The organism is Enterovibrio norvegicus FF-33 (genome assembly GCF_000286835.2).
GTDB lineage: Bacteria > Pseudomonadota > Gammaproteobacteria > Enterobacterales > Vibrionaceae > Enterovibrio > Enterovibrio norvegicus_A.
On sequence record NZ_AJYD02000013.1, the window covers coordinates 1 to 21,752 of the forward strand.

Consider the following 21,752-nt stretch of genomic DNA (forward strand, 5'->3'; position numbering starts at 1 on the left):
TTTTAAGAAAAAGATGAAGGCAAAAAGAAAAACAAAAAGGCCACCCGATCGGGTGGCCTTTTTGCGTTTTTAATTCATAGTTATAGACCACTGACCTGAATGTATTTGGTGGTCAGTTATTCCCCACTTCAATGCCTGACAATTATTTCGTGTTTATTCCCCAATAAGATATTTGCTCTGTGACACTGTAAACAGTTAGCAATAAGGTGGCATGAAATGATGTATTTGAATTCGTCAGTGAGGGGGTTAAATGAACAAATTTATTGGCGCTATACTGGTTTCGTTGCTCTTATCAGCATGCAGCACTTCCTTGCCGCATCTGTATACGTGTGAGAGTCATCAAACGTTTGATGCAATGGTTATGTCTGATAAGGCGATTGTGCAATTTAACAATGAAGAACGTTCATTGCCGAGGATTCGATCTGCATCTGGTGCTCAGTGGGAGTCTGAAGATAAGAAATTTGGGCTGTATACTAAAGGCCAAGAAGCCATGCTGGTTTGGGGAGACAGCCAGTTGCGAGACTGTGTATTGGTGAGATAGATAAGGGGTAGCGAAAGCTACCCCTTTTTTGTAAGCCAGTTTGGTTCAAATAAACCAACCCGTTGTCATACGGCTCGCTCTTTATACTAAACGTACAAAAAGGCTTTAATTTGATTAACCAAAGCTTCTGCTGATTCTTTATCTTCCCACTCTACGAAGATGCGAAGTAAAGGCTCAGTGCCGGAGAAGCGAGCCAGTGCCCAGCCTCCGTTTTTGAAGTAAACTTTTAAGCCGTCAGCATAGCTAACTTTTTCTATTTCATAGGCAAATTCTGGCAGCGCTTTTTCAACGTAGATCTTGTTGTAAAGCTCTTGGCGTTGAGATGCCTTAAAGGTGCAGTCACCTTCTGCAGTGTAGGCATAGCCATACTTACCGTAGATTTCATCAAGCAGTTCAGACAATTTTTTACCTGTCACACTGATCATTTCAACCAGTAGGCTTGATGCAAATACGCCATCTTTACCTTTGATATGACCACGGATAGTTAGACCGCCTGAGCTCTCACCACCGATCAGAGAATCATCCGCGTCCATTTGTGAACTGATGTGCTTGAAGCCAACAGGCACTTCAAAACTCTTTTCATCATGGTCGGCAGCAACTTTGTCCAGCAGATGTGTTGTTGCGATATTTCGTACAACTGAACCTTTCCAGCCTTTGTACTCCAGCATGTAGTAATACAAAAGCAGTAGGACTTCATTTGGATGGATGAAGTTGCCTTTCTCATCAATAATGCCGAGACGGTCTGCATCTCCATCTGTACCGATGCCAATGTCATAACCTTCATGAGCAACCAAGTGCTTCAAGCGGTAAAGCGTAGCGGCATTGGGTGATGGCATGACACCGCCAAACCCTGGGTTGGCGCCATCGTTGATCACGTCAACGTCACAGCGACCGGAGATAAGTACAGTTTGAAGCGCATTCTTAGCAACACCAAACATTGGGTCAATCAAAACACGTAAGTTTGCGGCCTTGATGGCTTCGATATCGATGAAATCGATGATCGAGTCAACGAATTCGTTCATCGGGTTGATGATTTTGATTAGCCCTTGAGTCTCTGCATCTTCAAAATCTATCGATTTCACGTCACTAAGTTGAAGTGTGTTGACCTGTTCTTCGATTTTCGCGGTGATAATTTCATCAGCGTCGCGACCGCCTTGAATGAAGACTTTGATACCGTTGTAATCAGCTGGGTTGTGAGATGCGGTAATACACGCAGAATAATGCGTTTCCATTTCCTTCGCTTTGAACATCACGATAGGTGTAGGAACGTATTTGTTGATAAAGCTGACAGTAATGCCATTAGCAGCAAGCACTTCTGCAAACCAAGCTGCCGCTTTATCTGATAAAAAACGGCGATCATATCCGATAACGAAACCCGGCTCACACGCATTCTCAGTGATCATGATGTTTGCTAGTGACTGTGCAACTAAACGTACGTTGTCTTTGGTGAATTCTTCACCAATGAAGGCTCGCCATCCGCCGGTACCAAATTGAATCATGGTAGAACTCCTTTCTAAAACGAAAAAAAAGGAGGGCAAAGTGCCCTCCTTTTTTATTTAGCCCATGACAACGTTAACAACGTTCACAGAGCCTTCAGCTTGTGCTGGGATAGCACCTGTCACGATGTCGCCATTCAAGGTAATGGTTTTCACACCTTTGCTCACGCCGTTCGGGTTCTCTACCTTGATTTGGTAAGTCGCACCACGCCACTCACGGCTTACGTCGAAACCTGGCCATTCAGTTGGGATACAAGGATTAACGCTCAATCCGTCGAAGCCAACTTGTACACCAAGAATGAAGTTGGTAACGGCAAAGTATGCCCAGCCAGAAGTACCCGTTAGCCATGGGTGGTTTGCACGACCATGGTTTTCGTGGTCACGACCCATGATGAACTGGACGTAGGAGTACGGTTCTGCAACACGTTTTTCAATCATGTCGTTCTGGTTGTACGGGTTTAGTGCATCGTAGAACTTCATTGCACGGTCACCACGACCCAGTTTCGCTTCAGCAACCCATGCCCATGGATTTGGGTGAGAGAAGATAGCGCCGTTTTCTTTTACGCCTTGGTAAACACGTGTAACAAAACCAATGTCATCATTTGGCGTTGAGAACGACGGTGAGTTCAGGTGAAGACCATACTCACAGAATAAGTTTTCATCGACAGCGTCCATCGCTTGCTCGCCGCGATCTTGTGATGCCATTCCAGATAACACTGCTAGCGTGTTTGACTCTAGGTGGATACGACCTTCAGTTTGTTGTGCAGTACCGATTTTGTCGCCATCTTTGGTTAGACCACGGATGTACCAACCACCCTCTTCGTCCCAAAGGTGTTTTTCACATGCTTCGCGCACGTTAGCGGCCATTTCTGTGTATTTTTGAACGTCAGCGTCTTGCGCTTTGTGTTTTGCTAGCGTGATGAATTCTTGTAGTGCCCAGAAGTGCAGGAAAGACACCATTGCTGATTCGCCGCCGCCTAGGTTAAGACAGTCATTCCAGTCTGCTCGAAGACCTTTACAGATACCGGTTTGACCCACGTATTCTGCTGAGAAATCCAATGCTGCTTTCATGTGTTCATAAACAGTAGCGTTACCGCCATCTGCATAGGGAATGACTTCATCAAGGAAGCTTTCTTCACCCGTCTCGGTGACGTACTTAATGATCGTTGGAACGATCCATAGGTGATCATCAGAACAGGTGTCATCAATGCCGTGGATCTTGTCTTCATCGCTAGGCGTTGGAACGACTGTTGGCGATTTGGATGGTTGAACATCTGCTTTTTCAGGATCGAACCAATCAGGATCGAACAAGTGCAGACCGTAACCGGCTTTTACTTGACCACGGAGAAGGTCCACAAGGCGTTTGCGTGTCATTTCTGGGTTTGAGTGAGGGACCGAGATCGCATCTTGTGCGGTATCACGGTAACCGAGGCCAGTACGACCGCCGACTTCGATGAAAGAAGCAAAGCGAGACCAAACCACACATGTTTCTGCTTGGTAAAGCGTCCATGCGTTGATCATGGTATCTAGACCTTCGTTCGGTGAAGATACTTGGAATTTGTTACAACGCGTATCCCAGTGCTCTTTGATGCCAGCAAATGCAGCGTCAACGTTAGCAAGATCTTGGTACTTCTTACGCAGGCGTTGGCCTTCGCCTTTACCAACACCTAGGATGTAAACGAAGCGAACTTCTTCACCGGGTTGGATAACGAATTGCTTGTGCAGTGAACCACAATGGTTGTAGCAGGTTTGAACGTGGTTAGAACAGCGCCCTTTTTCAACCGCAATAGGATTCGCTTCGTCACGATACATGCCCAAGAAGCTGTCACGTTGGCCTTCGTAGCTATCAGGTTCAAAGCTAGAAGCCATGTAGTAGAAGCCATCGTGATCGTTGGTGTTGTAATACAAATCGTATTCAATCACGCCATCTTCATAAGATGTACCAGCAGAGTACAAGCTCATCTGATGGTTCTGGTTATCAGATTGGATGTGACTGAATGAGAACTCAACAAAAGAGAATGCGCTGATAGTACGAGGCTTATCGCCATCGTTCTTTATGGTGATATCCCAAAGTTGCGCGTCTTCACCTTTTGGTACAAACAGTGTTTTGGTTGCTGTAATACCCTTGTATTCACACTTGAATTTAGAGTAAGACAGGCCATGACGAACCTCATAAGACGCTTCTTCAAGGCTTTTTGCTACTGGCTGCCAAGAGATTGACCAGTAATCTGCTGTTTCATCATCGCGTAAGTAAACAAAGTGTCCTGGGCGGTCAAACGTGCCGTTTGGACGGAACTTAGTGACACGGTTGTGCTCAGGGCTTTGATAAAAAGAATAACCACCTGCGTTGTGTGAAATCACGGTACAGAATTTTTCAGTACCCAAATAGTTAGTCCACGGCGCCGGTACGTCAGGACGAGTAATGACATACTCTCGGTTATCGTTATCAAAGTAGCCGTATTTCATGGCGTGTATCCTTCTACAAATCTCAAAAAATTGAAGTAATTACCGACGATAGTTAATACCTAGACGATCTAGGTACTGCAGTTGTCCGTTTAGGCGGGCTTGAAAATCTGCCCAATCTCGTTGTTCCTTGGCGCTCCAGCACACTTCTGCGATCGCTAAAAGGCGAGGGTAGAGCATGTACTCGAAGCGACTTTGGGTGTTGGTCATTTCGCACCAGAGTGCGCATTGAATGCCTTTGACTTGCTCAAACTCTTTTGAGGTGACGTTTGAGTTGGCAAAGGGTTCATAGTGGTACGCTTTTTCAAGCGGGATCTTGCAGGCCCAGTCTGTTCCCGGCTCATCAGCAGAGAAGTCCTGAGCCATATCTAGATAGGTTTCTTGGCCTGGTTGCAATACAACGTCATAGCCGTTGCGAATGCATTCGAGACCTGACTTTTCGTTCAACCAAGAGAAGATAACGGTGTCTTTGCTGACTTTGTCGCCAAACACGGCTTCTTCCCAGCCAAACATTTGTTTACCTTTGGTGCTGAGGAAGTTTTCTGCGTGGCGCAAAAGGTGGCCTTGCAGTTCTTTACTGCTGCTGTAGCCATGGGTTTTCATCATTGCTTGGCAAGATGGGCTTTCACTCCAGACATTGTCTGGGACCTCATCAGCACCAATGTGAACGAATGCGCCAGGGAAAAGCTCACAGACTTCATTTAGCACGGTCTCGATAAAGGTGTAAGTGCCTTTGAGACCGGGATTTAGCACATTGTCGGAATAGTTTTGGATGCTGCGATATACAGAGGCATCGGCATCTTCCATCAAAATGTGTGGCAAGGATTTGATGGCGGCGCGACTGTGCCCAGGAATATCAATTTCAGGGACGACAGTGATGCCTCGTTGTGCCGCGAATGCAACCACTTCTCGAATTTGTTCTTTGGTGTAGAAACCACCGTGGATTTTCGACAATGACGTATATTGCGGCTCTATGGTTTCGAAAGGTCCGCGCCAAGCGCCAATTTCCGTGAGCTCAGGGAAAGCATCAATTTGAATACGCCAGCCTTCATCATCGGTTAGGTGCCAATGAAAATGGTTGAACTTGTAACGTGCCATTTGGTTGATAAGATCTTTGACGCGATGCAAGGGATGGAAATGGCGAGCGCAATCCAACATCATGCCGCGATAGGCAAAGCGAGGATGATCTTCAATTTCTACACAAGGCAGGTTGTAAGCAGAATAATGACGATGAGATGCGTTGTTCGGCAAAAGTTGCAGCACGGTGGAAACACCATGAGCGAACCCACTTTCATTCGACGCGGTAATCGTCACGCCCTGTGGTTTTACACTCACACGGTAATGTGATGCTGGTAGAGTATTATCAAACACGAGGCGAATTTGGCCTTCTTGCTTGACGGATATATCACCGCGAAGATGTGTCGATAACTCTTGAGCTAGCCATAATGCGGCAGGTTTATTGATATCACTGTCACTTGCGACAGCACAATCATCGGCAATCGAAAATTGACCTTGCGTCATCACCAGCGCTTTAGGCTGAGGGATGAGATTGATGGCTTTTGCCTCAGGCAAACAAAGCGGTATACGCTCGAGTGTTTGAGCACCTAAGTTGATAACCGTTGTTTCGATTGGGCATGCGGTGACGCCCTTGTCTGTTGTAACCATCAGGCATGCATCGGCAATGCCCTCATCATGCATCGAGAAAGGCTTTGTTGTATGGCTAAATTCAAGATACAGATGCGCGTTTGCGTTGAGAGGCTCGCCTGTTTCAAATACACATAAACTGCCAATCTGCTTGAGCGTACCGTGAGACACGCTGGCAGGTTGGACATAGCGACTAACGCTGAAGGTTAGCTGCCAGTTTTCAATGTTGGATTCAGATAAATTATGCAGCACCAATGCAAAACGGCTTTCATTTGGCTTAACATCGATAACATTGAGATCTAGGCGAAAATTCATGGCTTACCTCGGAAACGGATAAAGGTTGTGATCGCCGCTTGCCATCAATATGGCGCCGGCCATAGCATCCGCCTTGGGCTGAACTAACAAGGCTTGAGCTGCGGGAGATAACCAGGAAACAATACGTTCACCAATGCTGCCCATTAGCGCGATCTGTTTAGCACCTTTTCGGTTAAGACCGAGGATCAGGCGCTCGACATCGTCGGCTGAGCCTTGGAGTAACTCCATGGCAAGTTCGTCTCGTTGCATTGCTAATTCGAAGATTTTTGGACTGAACTGCCCATAATCACGAGGTTTGGCCGTTTTAGACCAGCTAACGATGGCATCGAGATCGTGATCAAAGTGGGTGAGTACATACTCTGATAGCGAGGAAGTGGCGCGCAGATCATCATGCGCCAATAAGGTTTGTTGAATTAGACGTAAGCCCATGACTGCGCCGCCGCCTTGATCTGAAATAGGAAACTCTCGGCCTCCCACAACATGTTGGTTACCATTTTCCAGGTAGATACCCACAGACCCTGTTCCGGCAATGACAATCGCGCCGTTTTCACCGCTGAATGCGCCTATGCAGGCACCGTAACCGTCGGTGTTCAACGTGAAATGTCCATAAGGTTGAGGGAGAGACATGAAATCTAGCCATGCTGATTTTTGCTCTGCGCCAGCCAATGCAAGACCGACAGAAATTTCAGATAGATCAGAAATACCTGCTTGATGAGCAGCTTGGGAAATAGCGTCTTCTATTGAGGCCATTGCCAATTCGACACCAAGCAAAATGTTGGCACTGCCTGTTTTTGCTTCGCCGAGAAAGTGGCCTTGTTCGTCAACGATTCGCGCACGGCATGACGTGCCACCACCATCCACACCACAGAAATACTTAACCATTGACTAGGTCCTTTTTCTGCATGGCGATAGCTAATAGATACCAAGCTGCGTGGGGGATCCACTGCTCGCCCCAGCGCCAGTTTTGTAGCATGTCGTCTTTCTGACCTTCCGGTTTGAAGGCGATGTCATGCTCATTATCAAAACCTGCAGTAATGCCGTTACAGACACCGCCTTTGGCATTGATAAAACCAAGCTCTGGCAGATAGTCTGGGTTATTACGTCCATGACCGTCGAGCATGCACATATCGTAAGGGTTGAGACCCACAATCCAGTTCAAGGCATGTTGACCGTATTGGCGTAGCTGCTTTTTCAGCTCAGAGTCAGATACGTAATTCGTTGCCATGTAAGCCATGGCTGCTAGTGAACCAAGTCGTGCGTTTTCACCTTGCCACCAGTAGCCCGTTTCATTGCGCTGGGCAATGAAAAAGCTGGTGCGTTTATCGGCGTCAACGTTTTTGATGTACTGGCGCGGGTAACCAAATGGGTTGTTGACCTCATTGGTAATCTGCAATTCAAAGTTGAGCGCATTAACTAAGATGATTTCAAACTTCGCTTTCAATGCTGCATCAGTTTCAATGGCGAGATACTGCATCAGTGCAATGGCGGGTAACCCGGCCTCTGCGGCATGGAAATAAGGACGAGAGCCATCGGCGTTGGCTGACCAAAAATGTGATACTTGGTCGTCACTCTGTTGTTGCTCTGCCAGTTTCGAAGCCCAGTAACGAGTTTCTTCTAGGTATGACTGACTGGCAGTGAGCTTGAATAACTCGGTTGTCGCTAATAATGCGCAGTAAAAGTCGATGGTGTTTTCCTGACCATCGTCCAGGTAAGCGCGATTGTTTTCCTTTAGGTGCCAGTAGCCTGTTTCAGCTGTCTTCCGGTAGGTTTCGACATCATATTCGCCATTGATGCCCAAACGAGCAGCGGCAGCGAGTGCCGCGATAGCCACACCTGCGCCTTGGCGGAAACCTGCCTGAAACGCGTCGGTCTTGTTACCCAGCTGTGTTTCATATGCACATATTTCACGTTGCGCTGGGTCTTTGCTCCATTTATCGAACACTGTCAGATAAAAATATCCGTCGGCGTCGTGCATGCGAACGAGAAAATCTGCGCCGAACAAGGCTTCGTCATGCAATCGTGTTTTAGAAAATGGGACCAATTCGGTATTTAGTGTTTCTAAAGAGTTCAGCATATTCCAAACAACCATGGGAATTTGCTGTGGGTTTAGATAGTTAGAATAAGAAAGGTGGCTGAAGTATTTGCTGACGTCGCCTGACGCATCATACCAACCGCCGCGAACATCAATGCGACGTTCAGAGCCTAACAATGGCGCTTGACGATCGTGTTGATCAAAAGTGCCTGTACAACGCTGGGATTTGAAGTAGTGGATCACATCAGAAAAAGTGCGATCAAACAGTATGCCGTCAGCGATCGAAAAAGCTGGAGACGTAGTGTCCCCAACTTTGATGCAGAACTCTCCGCTCTGATCCAGAGCGGAGAAGTCTAGCTGATAGACGTCGCCGGAATGCCATTGGTCTACTGAACCACGAGCATAAACAGGCAGCTGCATCACGGATTGACCAGTCTGACAATCCACTATATCGGCAAGCGTCTCAGACAAAGCGTGATCCGCAAGGATTAGCGCCGATTTGTGGCCTAAGCGTTCGTACCCGATATGATTGGTCAACAGCTGCATTTTACCTCCTAAAACACGTATTCGAAGATTATTCGAACAGGTAGCAGCGAACGAAGTGGTTATCAGCCAGCTTGGTGACGCTTGGCAATTTCTCACGACACTTATCTGTCACATGCAGGCATCGGCCAGCAAATGGACAGCCGACTGAATCTGGTGTCCAGAGTGGGATTTCGCCTTTGTTTCCTTCCAGTTGCTGGTGGATTGACTTGGACGGATCCGGCACTGCAGAAACGAGAAGCTTGGTGTAAGGGTGTTGTGGCTGGTGAATGATCTCTTCACAGTCACCCCATTCCACCATGTGTCCCACGTACATAACCGCTAGATCTTCAGCGATGTAGCGAGCGGTCGCGATGTCATGCGTGATGTATAGCAATGCCATTTCTTTCTCGAATTTCATTTCTTCCATCAGGTTCAAAACACCTGCGCGAATAGAAACGTCGAGCATTGAAGTTGGTTCGTCTGCCAACACTACTTCTGCGCCTACAGCCAGATTTCGTGCAAGATTGACACGTTGACGCTGACCACCAGATAGCTGGTGAGGGTATTTCTGTGCTGTTTCTTTCGGTGGGGTTAGCCCTACCTGATTCAGCAATTCATACACCTGTTCTTCCAGCTCTTTCGGGTTGCTGCTCGCTTTTTTGTGGATTCGCAGCGGGCGCTCAATATGGTGAAAAATATTATGCGTTGGGTTCAAAGAGCCAAACGGGTCTTGCCATACCATCTGAATGCCTTCGCGATAGGTCATCAGATCGCGGCTCTTGGTAATGGTGCTGATGTCGCGGCCTTTGTATTCGATACTTCCGGACGTTGGCGCATACATCTTTGCAATCATTTTTGCCGTAGTTGATTTACCAGAACCTGATTCACCAACCACAGATAGACCGCGGCTTTTATACAGTTTGAATGACACATCATTCAGTGCGCGCATCAAAGGCTTATTCAGCGTGTTGCTGCTAACAGGGAAGTCCTTTACCAGGTTTTTCCCTTCAACAATTGGTTGGCCTAATTCTTTAGTCATGCTCACTCCTACAAGTCGCAAATAGCCGAATTACTTACCTGTAAACAGGTGGCAGTTGGTGAAACGGGTCGCCTCGATCTGAGTCAAGGTGTTTGCCACGTTGAAACACTTGTCTGTCGCCTTGCTACAGCGAGCTTGGAAGCGACAACCCTGCGGTATTTCGAGCAGGTTAAGTGGATTACCCGCAATACCTTTTAGGTGTGTTTTCGGACCGGTAAGTGCAGGGAAGGAGCTTGCCAGACCTTCGGTATAAGGATGGTATGGCGTCTTCAGAATCTCTTTTGACGGTGCCACTTCGATCAGCTGACCCGCATACATAATGCCGATGCGATCCGTGAACTCGACCATCAGAGATAAGTCATGGGTGATGAACAGAATTGAGAAACCAAATTCTTCTTTCAGTGCGTGGATCTTTTGCAAGATCTCGCGCTGTACAACCACGTCTAGAGCGGTTGTTGGCTCATCCATGATGATCATTTTTGGATTCAGAGCCAATGCAATCGCGATAACCAAACGTTGACGCATACCGCCAGAGAATTGGTGTGGGTAATCGCTTAAACGACTTGGGTGAATATCGACGATTTCTAATAGACCTTCAGCGCGATTTTTTGCTTGATCGCGTGTCATGTTTGTGTGGCGCATAATTACGTCACAAAACTGCTCTTCCATCGTTAAAACAGGGTTCAAGGCATTCATGGCAGATTGGAATACCATGGACATTTCTTTCCAGCGAAAGCGGTTCATACGCTCGTCGCTGTACTTCATGATGTCTTCGCCATTGAAGGATACTTGTCCACCACTGATATAGGCTGGCGGCTTATGAAGACGCATTAGGGAGAATGCGACGGTTGACTTACCGCAACCAGACTCTCCAGCTAGACCAAATACTTCGCCCTTACCAATATCGAAACTTACATCGTTTACCGCACGGACATCGCCCGCATCGGTAATATAGTCAACACAAAGGTTGCGGATTGATAGTTGTGCTTCAGTCATTATTTTTCTCCGCTCAATACTGGAGTTTGTGTAGCAACATCAGCCTGTTCACGGGCTTTCTTTTCTTCTTCTTGTACTTTCTTCCAGCGTTTCATGCCTTTTTGTGCACGTAGCTGTGGGTTGGCAATTTCATCAACTGCAAAGTTAACAAGAGCCAGTGCCAATGAAAGTAGCGTCAGGGCTAAACAAGGCGCGAGAACTTCCCACCAGATGCCAAGTTGCATGGCTGATGAAGTACGAACGCTATAAAGCATGCTGCCCCAGCTGACCGTATTTGCACTGCCCATGCCGATGAAAGACAGTACAGATTCCGCAAGGATGGCGTACATCACGGAGCCGATGAAGCTAGCGCCTACCAGAGGAAGCAGGTTTGGCAGAATTTCAACAAACAGGATGCGAAGTTTTGACTCGCCGAGTACTTCTGCGGCTTTGACAAATTCTTTTTCACGAATAGCTAACGTTTGGGAGCGGATTACCCTGGCGCCCCAAGCCCAGGAGGTGAAGGCTATGACCAAGGCAATGGTTAGTGGACCTGCCTGACCCACAAATGCTGCAATAACCATGATGACGGGGAGTTGCGGAACAACCAGCATGACGTTCATCGCGCCGGACAATATGTTGTCGACACGGCCACCAAAGTAACCTGCAGAAATACCCATAATAGTGGCGACGACACAGACGAAAATACCTGCGGTGAAACCAACCATTAGTGAGGTACGCGCACCATGCGCAACTTGAGACCAGATGTCGCGACCCAAACGTGTTGTACCCATGACATGATCGGCATCTTTAGAGATACGAAGGCGTCGTGTATTGTCAGTGAGATTCTCTGCCACCCAACCATCAGGGCTTGCTTGTGCAATTTTCACAAGCACTGATGGATATTCGTGAGGGTTACCTGTTCGTTTTTGCGGGTCATATTTTGATAGAACAGGTGCAAAAAGTGCTATCAATACGAATGTCACAATCAAGATGACACCAACGAAGGCTTTCGTATTACCGCGAATAATTTTGAATAAGTCTTTCATGATTATTTGCCTCCCTTACGCAGACGTGGGTCAAGCAAAACAATGAGGATGTCAGCCAAGAAGTTAAACAACAGCATGACAAGTGTCAGGATGATCAATAGCCCTTGCAACACTTGGTAGTCACGTCCGTTAACGGCATTCAGCATGGTTGTGCCAAGGCCTGGATATTGGAAAATCATTTCCACGACTAGCTGACCACCAACGGCCATACCGAGTGCCATGGAAAGGGCGGTAACGGTTGGCAACATTGCATTACGCGCGGCGTAATTGAAGACGACACGATTTTCAGAGAGGCCTTTGCCTTTCGCCATAGTGATATAGTCTTCGCTGAGCAGGTTGATCATGTTGTTACGCATGTTGATCAAGAAGCCACCGATTTGGGCGACGGTTGCACAGACGAGAGGTAGCGCAGCATGGTAAAGAATGCCTTTGTATGTTTCCCAACTGGTCCAATCCAGTATTGCGCCCTCAGGCATGCCGTATGATGTCGGGAACCATTTGAGGCTGATACCAAATACAAACAACACCATCATGCCGATAACTACAGGGGGAACGGCTTGGAGTGCCATGAAACCTGGAGATACGAATGAATCGAATCGGCTGCCACGTCGCCATGCTGCAAATATGCCCAGCACTGAGCCGATACAGAAAGCAAGAACAACAGAGCTACCTGCCAAGAAGAGTGTCCAACCAAGTGATTTGGCAATCAGCTCATTAACCGTCATGGGATAGAACGAGGTCGAAATACCTAGTTCCCATGTGAAGATGCTCTGCAAGTAAGTCAGGAACTGCACGTGAATTGGACCATCAACAAAGCCCAATAGCTCACGCATAGCAGCAATGCGTTCTGGTGTTACTTGGACGCTTGCATTTGCGAACATCATGGTAACTGGGTCACCAGGCATCGCTCGCGGCAAAATAAAGTTCAGCGTGATTGCGATAAGCAATGCGCCAAAATAAAACACTAATCGATTAAGAAAAAATCCCATAACTCACACCTTAAGTGGCACGGCAAAGCCGTAACCAAAGAAATAGAAACTCCGAGGTCAAAAGTACTGATAGCCTATCTTTGGAAAGAGGCGGTGCGAACGCACCGCCAGATTTTGGATATTACGATTTAGGCTTGAGGTCTAGAATGTGCAGAAGACGTTCTGGAGTACCCTGCCAAATCATTGGACGACCTTTTGCGTTGTCTGCATCCCACCAGCCAGTAAAGCGAGTTTCGTTGAACTGATACATTGAAGCAGCAGAAAGAACAGGAATGACTACTTGATTGTCAGAAAGGATTTTCTCAATCTTGTGTGCAACTTCCATTTGCTCTGATTTGTCTGCCGTTGCGTAGAAGCTCTCTAGCAACTGATCAAGCTCTGCGTTTTGGAAACGGTGCATCGCGAAACGTGGGTTGCCTTGCTTACCCATGAAACGTGAGTGGAAACCAGTATCCCAAGTTTGGTGTGGATCTGGACCAGTGAAGTAGTTCGTTAGAGCTACGTCAAAAAGACCACCAGCCATTTTTTCGTTGTACACAGAGAAATCAGGAGTAACTGCTTTCACTTTGATACCAGCGTCAGCCAAGTTCTCTGCTGCTAGTTGTGAAGTGTTGTTCCAGTCAGTCCAGCCAGAAGGTGTTTGAACTTCAAGCTCAAAACTCTTACCTGATGGAGTTTCAACAAAACCGTCGCCGTTGATGTCTTTAAAGCCCGCTTTTTTCAGCAATGCTTTAGATTTTTCAACGTTGTAGGTGTTGTAAACTTTAGCGCTGTTGAAAGTGTCAGAGTCTGACCAGCTTTGGTAAAGCGCTGCAATACCTGCCGCAGAATGGTTCGGCGTGCCCGCACCATAGAACGCGATATCGATGATTGACTGACGGTCGATAGCAGTAGACATAGCGCGACGGAAATCAACGTTAGTCAATGCTTCGTTTTTCGCTGCATCTGGGTGTTCGAAGTTAACCAAAAGGTTAACTGAACTACCTACTGGCGCTGGCCAGTATTTGTGGTTCTTGTTTACTGAAGCGTAAACAGCGTCAATGTCAGGAATGAACGAAGAAGTCCAGTCTAGCTCAGAAGCAACAATTTTAGACAGAAGGCCGTCATTGTTAGTGATCAGAGGCATACGCAGACAGTCGATTTCTAGGTTTGCTGCATCCCAGTAGTTCGGGTTCTGACACTGAACATACAAGTTGCTAGTGAAGGTATCAACTTCAGTGAAAGGACCAGTACCTACTGGGTTTTCATTCGCAAACGCTTCTGGCTTGTCAATCTTGCTCCAGATGTGCTTAGGAACGATTGGTGTTTGAACCAGTTTGAATGGCGCTGAAGAGTTAGCTTCTTTCAGAGTGATTGCTACGCTGTTGCCTTTCACTGAAACGTCAGTGATAAGGGCTGCGTTACCTGCAAGGTCAATCGCTGCATTTTCGCGGATGAGGTTGTAAGTGTATGCAACATCTTCTGCAGTGAAAGGCGTACCGTCAGACCATTGAACACCGTCACGGATTTCAAAAGTAACCGTTTTTAGGTCATCTGAAATCGTGTAGTCCTTCGCCAGACGCATAGTTGGCGTGTTGCCGTCTAGTTGGTTAAAGATAACTAATGGCTCGTACACGAAATCCAATGTGCTCTTCAGGTTGTTCTGTAGGAACGGGTTGAAGTTACGAACAAGTTGTGGGTAGAAGTCAGGTACTACAGTCAGTTCCGTTCTATCAGCAGCGCTAACAGTTGGTACTGTCATTACAGACGCTGCGGCCGCGACGATGGCAACTGCTAGATGTTTTTTCTTTAGATTGGCAAGCATAGCTGTTCCTTACTAGTTGCTTTTGTTTCACTTCAATCTGACCTTTTTATCTCTGGTCAGGCCGTTACCCGCTATGAATATCCCAACAAGTGAACTTGGATACTCACATGGCCGTGCAGGCTCAGTGCAACGTTAGGAAACTCCGGTTCCGGTTTTGGGTCAATTGACCTGCCCGTTAAAAACGTTAAAACTCGAGGGTGTCGCGTCAAAAACGTTAATTTTGACGATTTTAACGGTGTTGGAATCCTATTGATGTAGGTCAATTAATGCACTTTGGCAGTGTTTCTATTGCATCTTTGTTAGTGATTGCTAACCCCTCAGTCCCTTATTTTACTGACTGTATTCGTATTTAACTATTGTCGTGATCTTGATCTTCATTTACTTTGTTCGTTAATTTTTTGCTGAAAATTACACGAGTTGCTTTGTTGTGATTTTCTTCTCAGAAACAGAACTTGTCTTGATTCATTTTTTGTTATGAGTGAATGTTGACCACTTATATATGCGTTTTCTTGCTCAGGTGGAACCATCAATAGTGTTGCCAGTTGGTGCTATTCGCAGCGTGAAATAAGTTAAATGATCACCTGTCACCATTAGCTTAGTGTTCCCATCTGTATTGTTTGGTGTGTACGTCTAAGTCTGCCTTTGAAACGCTATCGTAGGGAGTATTGTTCTTCCGTAGCCAGAATTGTCTTGTTTGATGCGCTGGTGCTTTATCATTTGTGCACAGGCACAGGCACAGGCACAGGCACAGGCACAGGCACAGGCACAGGCATCATGAGATTTTAAAATGGTGAGTTGTTTTGAGGAGGGCTTTGAGTTTTTGTGAAAAAAGCCCCGTTTAAGGGGCTTGTATCGATGAATTTAGCGAGTGATGAGTGATTGCAGTTTATCGCGTAGTTGCACGACTTCTTGCCTCTCTTTGGTGTCATCACTGCAGCGCTCGAGGACAAAATCAATCGTATTGATGACAGTGCGCCAACGGGGTGATTTAGGTACCGTCTCTGTGTGTAGATATTTGTCCAGCGTTCGCGTTTGTAGGGTGCTTCTGTCGAGATAGACGCGCCACAAGCCGCTCTCTTCTGCGAGGTCAAATTTCGTCTTTCCGGTTGCGTTATTCCAGTAGTTGAGCGTAATGAGCATGACTTTTACCAATGTTTCACGCAATACGTCGCCTTTGTCAGGTTTGTCACCGGAGAATTTGTCTGCCATACGTGTGAATTCACCACCGAGTTCCCTAAGTTGCTGCAATTGGTTTTGGTCCCCATCAAATGCATATTCTGATAGGGCTTCTACCGCACTTTCAAGCAGTTGAACTCGATGTGATGAGGTTTTTTCTCCCGTGTTTAACAGCAGCATCATTCGGAGGCCTGACGTTTCCGGCAGGGTGATCACGTCAGTATCGATATTGATGATATCACCATCGACTTTAAAGCGAAGTTGGCCACTATAATGTCCGCGACTTGATTCTGTTTCAGGCAGTGCCATGGCAAGGAAGTCATCAATGTTGTGACGCTCAATTTGTTCCGCACTGAGTTTGAATACCGAATTGCATGCGTCATTTGCGTAACTTATCCTGCCGTTTTCTTGGACACATAGAATGGCTTCTGAAGCGGAATCTAACAGTCCTAAAAGTCGGTTTTGTACTTCTCTCAACCCCGCTTCGACTTGCTCTCGGAAGTGTATCTCCTTGACTAATTGACGATTGTTCTCACGTTCTTGCTCTGTCAATGAAGCGTTGATATAAGCACGAATACGCGCACTTAATTCATCTTTATTGAACGGCTTCGTTAGGTAGTCATTTGCGCCAGCATCAAATCCTTTCACCTTGTCTTGCACCTGCCCTAGGGCTGATAACATGATAATGGGAAGGTCGGCACGACTATAGTGCTCGCGTAAGTGAGCACACACGTCATAGCCGCTAAGCTCCGGCATCATGACATCGAGTAGCATAAGCATCGGCTTTTCTTGGGTGACAGACTCGATTGCTTGACGGCCATTTTCCACAGCCTTGACGCGATAACCCTCTAGGCGAAGAAAGTTATTTAGTATTTGTAAATTAACCGGTTCGTCATCGACAACAAGGATCAATGGTCCATTTGGGTTGTCGGGCAATTGGGTGAGCTCATGACGTTCTAGCTCTACTCTTGGTGCTGCAAAGTGAACGTTGTTAGCCAGTCGCGTCTTTGCTTTGTCTTCTTCGGTTGCAATAGGGAGCGTAAAACTGAAAGTAGCGCCAACCATAGGCTGGCTGCTGACATAGAGTTGGCCACCCATTATTTCGATAAGCTGTCGACTAATAGATAGTCCCAATCCGGCACCTTGGCGATAGACGGTTGTTCCTGATTTAGCCTGAGTTAAAGGCTCGAAGATGTATTCAAGTTGATCAGATGGTATACCTTGACCGGTATCGACAACCTGAATACGCAGCTGTCCTTCGAGGACCGTGGCCGAAATGATAATCTTGCCTTCGTCAGTGTATTTAATAGCATTGCCGATTAAATTGTATAGCACTTGTTCGAGGCGCTGTTCGTCAGCTCGAACCAGAGGTAAGTCAATCGGTACTTGATTGATGATTCGTACAGGCTTACCACCAAGCAGGTGGCTTGAAAGTTCAATAACTAAACGCACAGCATTCGCCGTATCGACCGCTTGTGGTGAGATATCGAGACTGCCATAACGCATCTTATGATAATCCAATAGGTCGTCGACTAAGTTCGATAAACGATCACCACTGTTAATGATCATCTGAAGTTGATGTTTATGACGCTCAGGCAGTGGCCCTTCAGCGCCAGCAAGCATCGATTCAGCAATGCCAACCATGCCGTGAAGCGGTGTTCGAAGTTCATGGGAGGTTGTCGCCAGAAAGTCATCTTTCATGCGGTCAGCTTGCTGGAGTTCTTCATTTTTGGTTTTGATTAACTGAATATTTTGTTCAAGTTCTTTATTTTGCTCTCTAATGAGCGCCAATTTTTCGCGTACCGAACGTTGCATCCGCGCAAAACTGACTGCCAGGCGACCTATTTCGTCTTCACGATCGGTGCTGCTGATCTTCTGGTCGAGATCGCCGGCAGATACTTGCTCTGCGGCCCATGTAAGCCGAAGTAGAGGTGCTGTGATGGAGTTTGAAAGAAGGTGTGAGGCGAGAACAACCAAGAAAATGGCAACAACCATGACCACGATAAAGATTTTCTCGAGTTGATAGATACGCGCAAACGCCTCTTCTTCTGGTAGCTCAAGAATAATTGCCCATATTTTGTCATGGATGAGCACGGGTGAGTAGGCGCCTAAGACACTCTGGTTTTCAGAACCTAAAAAGCTGCCGACATCACGCGCACCTGCTAGTGCCGCTGCGACTGCACTGCTATTAACCGCGATTAGCGGCTCCTTGGTTTCCATGTTACGAGGGATTTGATCTGAACCTACAACAAGAGTACTGATGTATCCCTTTTCACTGGGCGCCTTGTTGAGCATGTCAACCAGCGCTGTGTTTGGCAGTTTTAGTAAGGCGTAACTGTGCAAATACCCTTGCTGAGTGATTGGCGCAGCAAACCATGCGACGATGTCACCGTTCGCCTCTTGGCTAAAATCGGTAAATGCGATTGGGTTTTTGTCAGTATCGGCAATGGGCGTATTTATTTGGCTTTGAATATTGGCAAAAGTGTTGCCCACTGGCGTATTTTGCCATTTATTTTCAAGTAAGTTAGCGCCAAATTTTTCATCTTTTAGCGCTGAATAGACAACATTCCCCATGATATCAACCAGTAAAATATCAGAGAAATCTGAACGCTTAAGATGTTCTTTATAAGCCCAATCGTAGCGTTTATGAAGCAACCTATAGCGCTCGCTACCGATAAAATTGCTGTCGTTGGAGCCGGCGACTAATGGGTTATCTGGATTTTCGACATAGCGTAGTCGAGCCACTTCTCGTGCTTCTTCTTTGCTTTTCCCTAGTTGATGAAAGGCTGCCACTAACCCATAGAAGCGACCACCACTAGCAGTGGCAAGTTCTGAGCGTGAGAAAGCATTGACCTCGGAATAACGCGCATCAAAGTAGCTGATGATTTGTTCTTTTTTGTTATCTCGGAGGAACGCGAGGTGAGTTGTGCTTTGCTGTTCCAAATCACTGCTGTGTGATTCTAGAAAGAAAATAGCCAGCAGGGTAAGGGGGGTAATACTCAGCACAAGAAAAGCGAGCATCAGCGTATGCTGAAGCCGCTTGAACTTCTGTTTTTTATGCATGTCTCTGCCTGACAAAGTGAAATCAAAAAATGTCGTATGACCGCCGGTTTTGTCGAAATTGACGTCTATTCGGTGAGGTACATATCAATAAAATCCATCTTCAGCCCTTATACGGACTTAATTATTGTTGGCAAGCAAGTTGTGAGTGAAGTTCGTGTGACGACGCAAAATTAACGTTTTTGACGAGGGGCTGTAAGCCAGCCCCTGTAGGGGTTATGCGGTTTTGATGGCGTGATAGATGGCGAATTTGTTGTTCTTAGCTGGCGTGTAGCAATGGCCAAATGCGGCCTCAATAAACGGTGGATAACGCAGAAAACTATTGGCGACAACGGTGAGCTGACCTTGTCGATTTAGAAATTGGGGCGCGTGCTGCAAGAATGTTTCTGTCGCTGCATAATGGGTTTTCAGACCAGCATGAAACGGTGGATTACTGACGATATGGTCGAATGTTGATGAGATTTCGCTGTAAACATCAGAAGCGAGTACGTTGCCATCGAGTTGGTTAAAGCGCAATGTTTCTCGTGCTGATGCAACGGCTAATGCGCTGATATCAGCCATCGTGATATTGACCGTCGGATAACGTAGTTTGATGGCAGCACCAATCACTCCTGCACCGCAGCCAAAATCGAACACATCACCCTTGAGTGTCGGCAATGTATCGAGCAATAACTGGCTTCCTACATCGAGCTCTCCATGGCTAAATACACCCGGTAGCGAGCGGATGGTAAGCGTTTGCTCACCAAGGTGAAGCGGGTAGCTCTTAAACCAATCAGCGAGAATAAACGGGGAAGGTTCGTTAACGCACTGGCCCCAGTAGAATCCACAACGTCTTGCTGAATCAAACTTGGTGACTTTACCGTAAGGGGCGAACATTTTTTCAATGCTTCGTACGCCACTGCGGTTTTCACCAACGACGACGATTTCGGTATCTTGACCCAGTGCTGCCATCAGCATCGACAACAAGAACTCTGCTTCTGCTTTCGCTTTTGGCCAATACAGTAGCACCATGTCTACATTGGGCATGGCCTCATAGGCTTCACCAAATTGCACATTGAGTGAATCGTAACGGCGCATTTGATTGGCGTAGGCGAGGTTGGTTGTGAAAATGCTGACGCTTTCGGCGCAACTAACCAACTCTGTGGCAAATGTGTCTTCCAGTTCACCGGCAAGCAGCACATGTTTGCCTTCAAAGTATTCAAGTTGACGAGCCACTACTTGGCTTGGGGTGCTGTATGACATGTACGCCTCAGGGGGTGACAAATGAGAGCGCGGATTCTCCCACAAAGCTTGGCTTGTGAAAATAACCCGCGCAATGGTCTGGCAATTAAGAGTTGTCCTGCTTTTCTAGGAAATGATGAAATTCAGCTTCATACATGCGGAAAAGCACTAAAGTGACGGAGAAAATAATGGGGCCATAAATGAGTCCCATTAACCCATAAACCTGCAAGCCGCCGATCAAAGAAAAGAAGATCAGCAACGTATTCATGCCGGAGTTACCCTGCATCAGCAATGGCCTTAAGATATTGTCGACGGAGCCAACGACAATGACGCCCCATCCAACAAGAAATGCCGCCCATTCCCATTGTCCGATGAGCAAGAGATATCCGGCTGCGGGCAGCCAAATCAGCGCTGTACCTACCACAGGAATGAATGATGCGAATCCCATCATGGTTCCCCAAAATAGCCCAGGGAAGCCAGCTAGCCACATTGCAAAACCGCCAACAAAGCCTTGTGCTAATGCCGTAAGAAACGACCCTAATACCGCAGACTTGGCGACGCTTTCTACTTCATCGAGCAAGGTATCTTCTTGGGTCCGCGACAGTGGGCTGACATGACGAAGCAATTGAATGATTTTCTCGTGGTCGCGCAACAAGAAAAACAACACAAACAGCATCAACAAGAAGTTGACAAACATGCCGGTGACATCCCCTAAGACCTGTGAACTCATACCTATCATTTCAGAGCTCAGAGAAGAGACTGTGGATGCCGCACGAGAGATAAGTTCTTGAGGGTCAATGGAGTCAAAGGGCAGGTATTTGTTTAGCGCACCAAGGCCCGTTTTTACTAAAGGCATAGACAGGATCTCTTTTGCACCGCCAGTACTTAACCATTCATAAGAGCCCGTAAAAAAGGTGATGCCTTGACGTAAAATTGCGGCAGCGACAAAGATCATCGGGATGATAATCATCACTGTCAGGAGTGTACAAGACAAGGCGGCTGAGAGGTTGGGGTGCGATTTTAGACGGTGATCTATACGGCTGTGTAATGGGAGAAAGAGTAGTGACACGATAAACGCGAGCACAATTGACCCCATATACGGAGCGATAAGGGCGTAACACGCGTACGAAGACAGTGCCAATGCACCGATAAGCGTCCAGTGTCTTGGTTCGATCTTGAAAGATGATGCCACTAGTAGGTTCCTTATTTCGCGCCAGTCAGTCTGGTGAACAGTGTAGTGTGAAGCGTATGATACGTTGTGACAAATTAAGGAAAAAGTGCAAATTATCAATTTGTTCTTATCAATGTACTTTTGCGAGTCAGTGACGTTTGTGGTGTGACAGTATCTGAAAATACATGAGGGGTCAGTGAGCATGGGGTGTTGTGATGGGCAGTGTGAGTCCAAAAAAAGACGAAAACTTAA

14 protein-coding genes are annotated in these 21,752 nt (G+C 46.8%); 1 reads left to right on the plus strand and 13 read right to left on the minus strand.

Features of this window, described 5'->3' with window-relative positions; translation table 11 throughout:
• Positions 1-250 precede the first annotated feature (250 nt).
• The gene (locus A1OO_RS02440; RefSeq protein WP_016961770.1) at positions 251-541 is read left to right on the plus strand and encodes an MliC family protein; all 291 of its coding nucleotides are present in this window, start codon (positions 251-253) and stop codon (positions 539-541) included.
• Positions 542-627: 86 nt separating this feature from the next.
• Here A1OO_RS02440 and A1OO_RS02445 read toward each other — a convergent pair whose 3' ends face one another.
• The 13 genes from A1OO_RS02445 to A1OO_RS02505 all read right to left on the minus strand — a co-directional run bounded on the left by A1OO_RS02445 (position 628) and on the right by A1OO_RS02505 (position 21,521).
• Positions 628-2,040 carry a phosphoglucomutase/phosphomannomutase family protein gene (locus A1OO_RS02445; protein ID WP_016961769.1) on the minus strand — a complete coding sequence of 471 codons (1,413 nt, stop codon included), beginning with the start codon at positions 2,038-2,040 and terminating at the stop codon, positions 628-630.
• Positions 2,041-2,097: 57 nt separating this feature from the next.
• Positions 2,098-4,503 (minus strand): GH36-type glycosyl hydrolase domain-containing protein, encoded by a 2,406-nt coding sequence (locus A1OO_RS02450; RefSeq protein ID WP_017004552.1) that lies wholly within the window; start codon positions 4,501-4,503, stop codon positions 2,098-2,100.
• Positions 4,504-4,542: 39 nt separating this feature from the next.
• Entirely contained in the window at positions 4,543-6,459 is a 1,917-nt protein-coding gene (locus A1OO_RS02455) for a beta-N-acetylhexosaminidase (RefSeq protein ID WP_016961767.1), read from the minus strand.
• Positions 6,460-6,462: 3 nt separating this feature from the next.
• Positions 6,463-7,341, minus strand: coding sequence for a BadF/BadG/BcrA/BcrD ATPase family protein (locus tag A1OO_RS02460; protein ID WP_017004553.1), 879 nt, complete (start codon positions 7,339-7,341; stop codon positions 6,463-6,465).
• Complete coding sequence (locus tag A1OO_RS02465; RefSeq protein WP_016961765.1) at positions 7,334-9,037, minus strand: glycoside hydrolase family 9 protein; 1,704 nt, start codon at positions 9,035-9,037, stop codon at positions 7,334-7,336. Before A1OO_RS02465 ends, A1OO_RS02460 begins: the two co-directional genes overlap by 8 nt.
• Before the next feature lie 28 nt (positions 9,038-9,065).
• Positions 9,066-10,055 (minus strand): ABC transporter ATP-binding protein, encoded by a 990-nt coding sequence (locus A1OO_RS02470; protein ID WP_016961764.1) that lies wholly within the window; start codon positions 10,053-10,055, stop codon positions 9,066-9,068.
• 30 nt (positions 10,056-10,085) lie between these two features.
• Positions 10,086-11,051, minus strand: a complete 966-nt coding sequence (locus A1OO_RS02475; RefSeq protein WP_016961763.1) for an ABC transporter ATP-binding protein — start codon at positions 11,049-11,051, stop codon at positions 10,086-10,088.
• Positions 11,051-12,079: an ABC transporter permease gene (locus A1OO_RS02480; protein WP_016961762.1), complete on the minus strand. Its 1,029-nt coding sequence runs from the start codon at positions 12,077-12,079 to the stop codon at positions 11,051-11,053. The genes A1OO_RS02475 and A1OO_RS02480 overlap by 1 nt, the downstream gene beginning before the upstream one ends.
• A 2-nt stretch (positions 12,080-12,081) precedes the next feature.
• Positions 12,082-13,068, minus strand: a complete 987-nt coding sequence (locus A1OO_RS02485; RefSeq protein ID WP_016961761.1) for an ABC transporter permease — start codon at positions 13,066-13,068, stop codon at positions 12,082-12,084.
• 121 nt (positions 13,069-13,189) lie between these two features.
• The gene (locus A1OO_RS02490) at positions 13,190-14,872 is read right to left on the minus strand and encodes an ABC transporter substrate-binding protein (RefSeq protein WP_016961760.1); all 1,683 of its coding nucleotides are present in this window, start codon (positions 14,870-14,872) and stop codon (positions 13,190-13,192) included.
• A gap of 861 nt (positions 14,873-15,733) precedes the next feature.
• Entirely contained in the window at positions 15,734-19,111 is a 3,378-nt protein-coding gene (locus A1OO_RS02495) for a hybrid sensor histidine kinase/response regulator (RefSeq protein ID WP_016961759.1), read from the minus strand.
• A gap of 213 nt (positions 19,112-19,324) precedes the next feature.
• Positions 19,325-20,350 (minus strand): 16S rRNA (guanine(1207)-N(2))-methyltransferase RsmC, encoded by a 1,026-nt coding sequence (gene rsmC / locus A1OO_RS02500; RefSeq protein ID WP_017004554.1) that lies wholly within the window; start codon positions 20,348-20,350, stop codon positions 19,325-19,327.
• Between the two features lie 85 nt (positions 20,351-20,435).
• Positions 20,436-21,521 (minus strand): AI-2E family transporter, encoded by a 1,086-nt coding sequence (locus A1OO_RS02505; protein ID WP_017004555.1) that lies wholly within the window; start codon positions 21,519-21,521, stop codon positions 20,436-20,438.
• Positions 21,522-21,752: the final 231 nt, after the last annotated feature.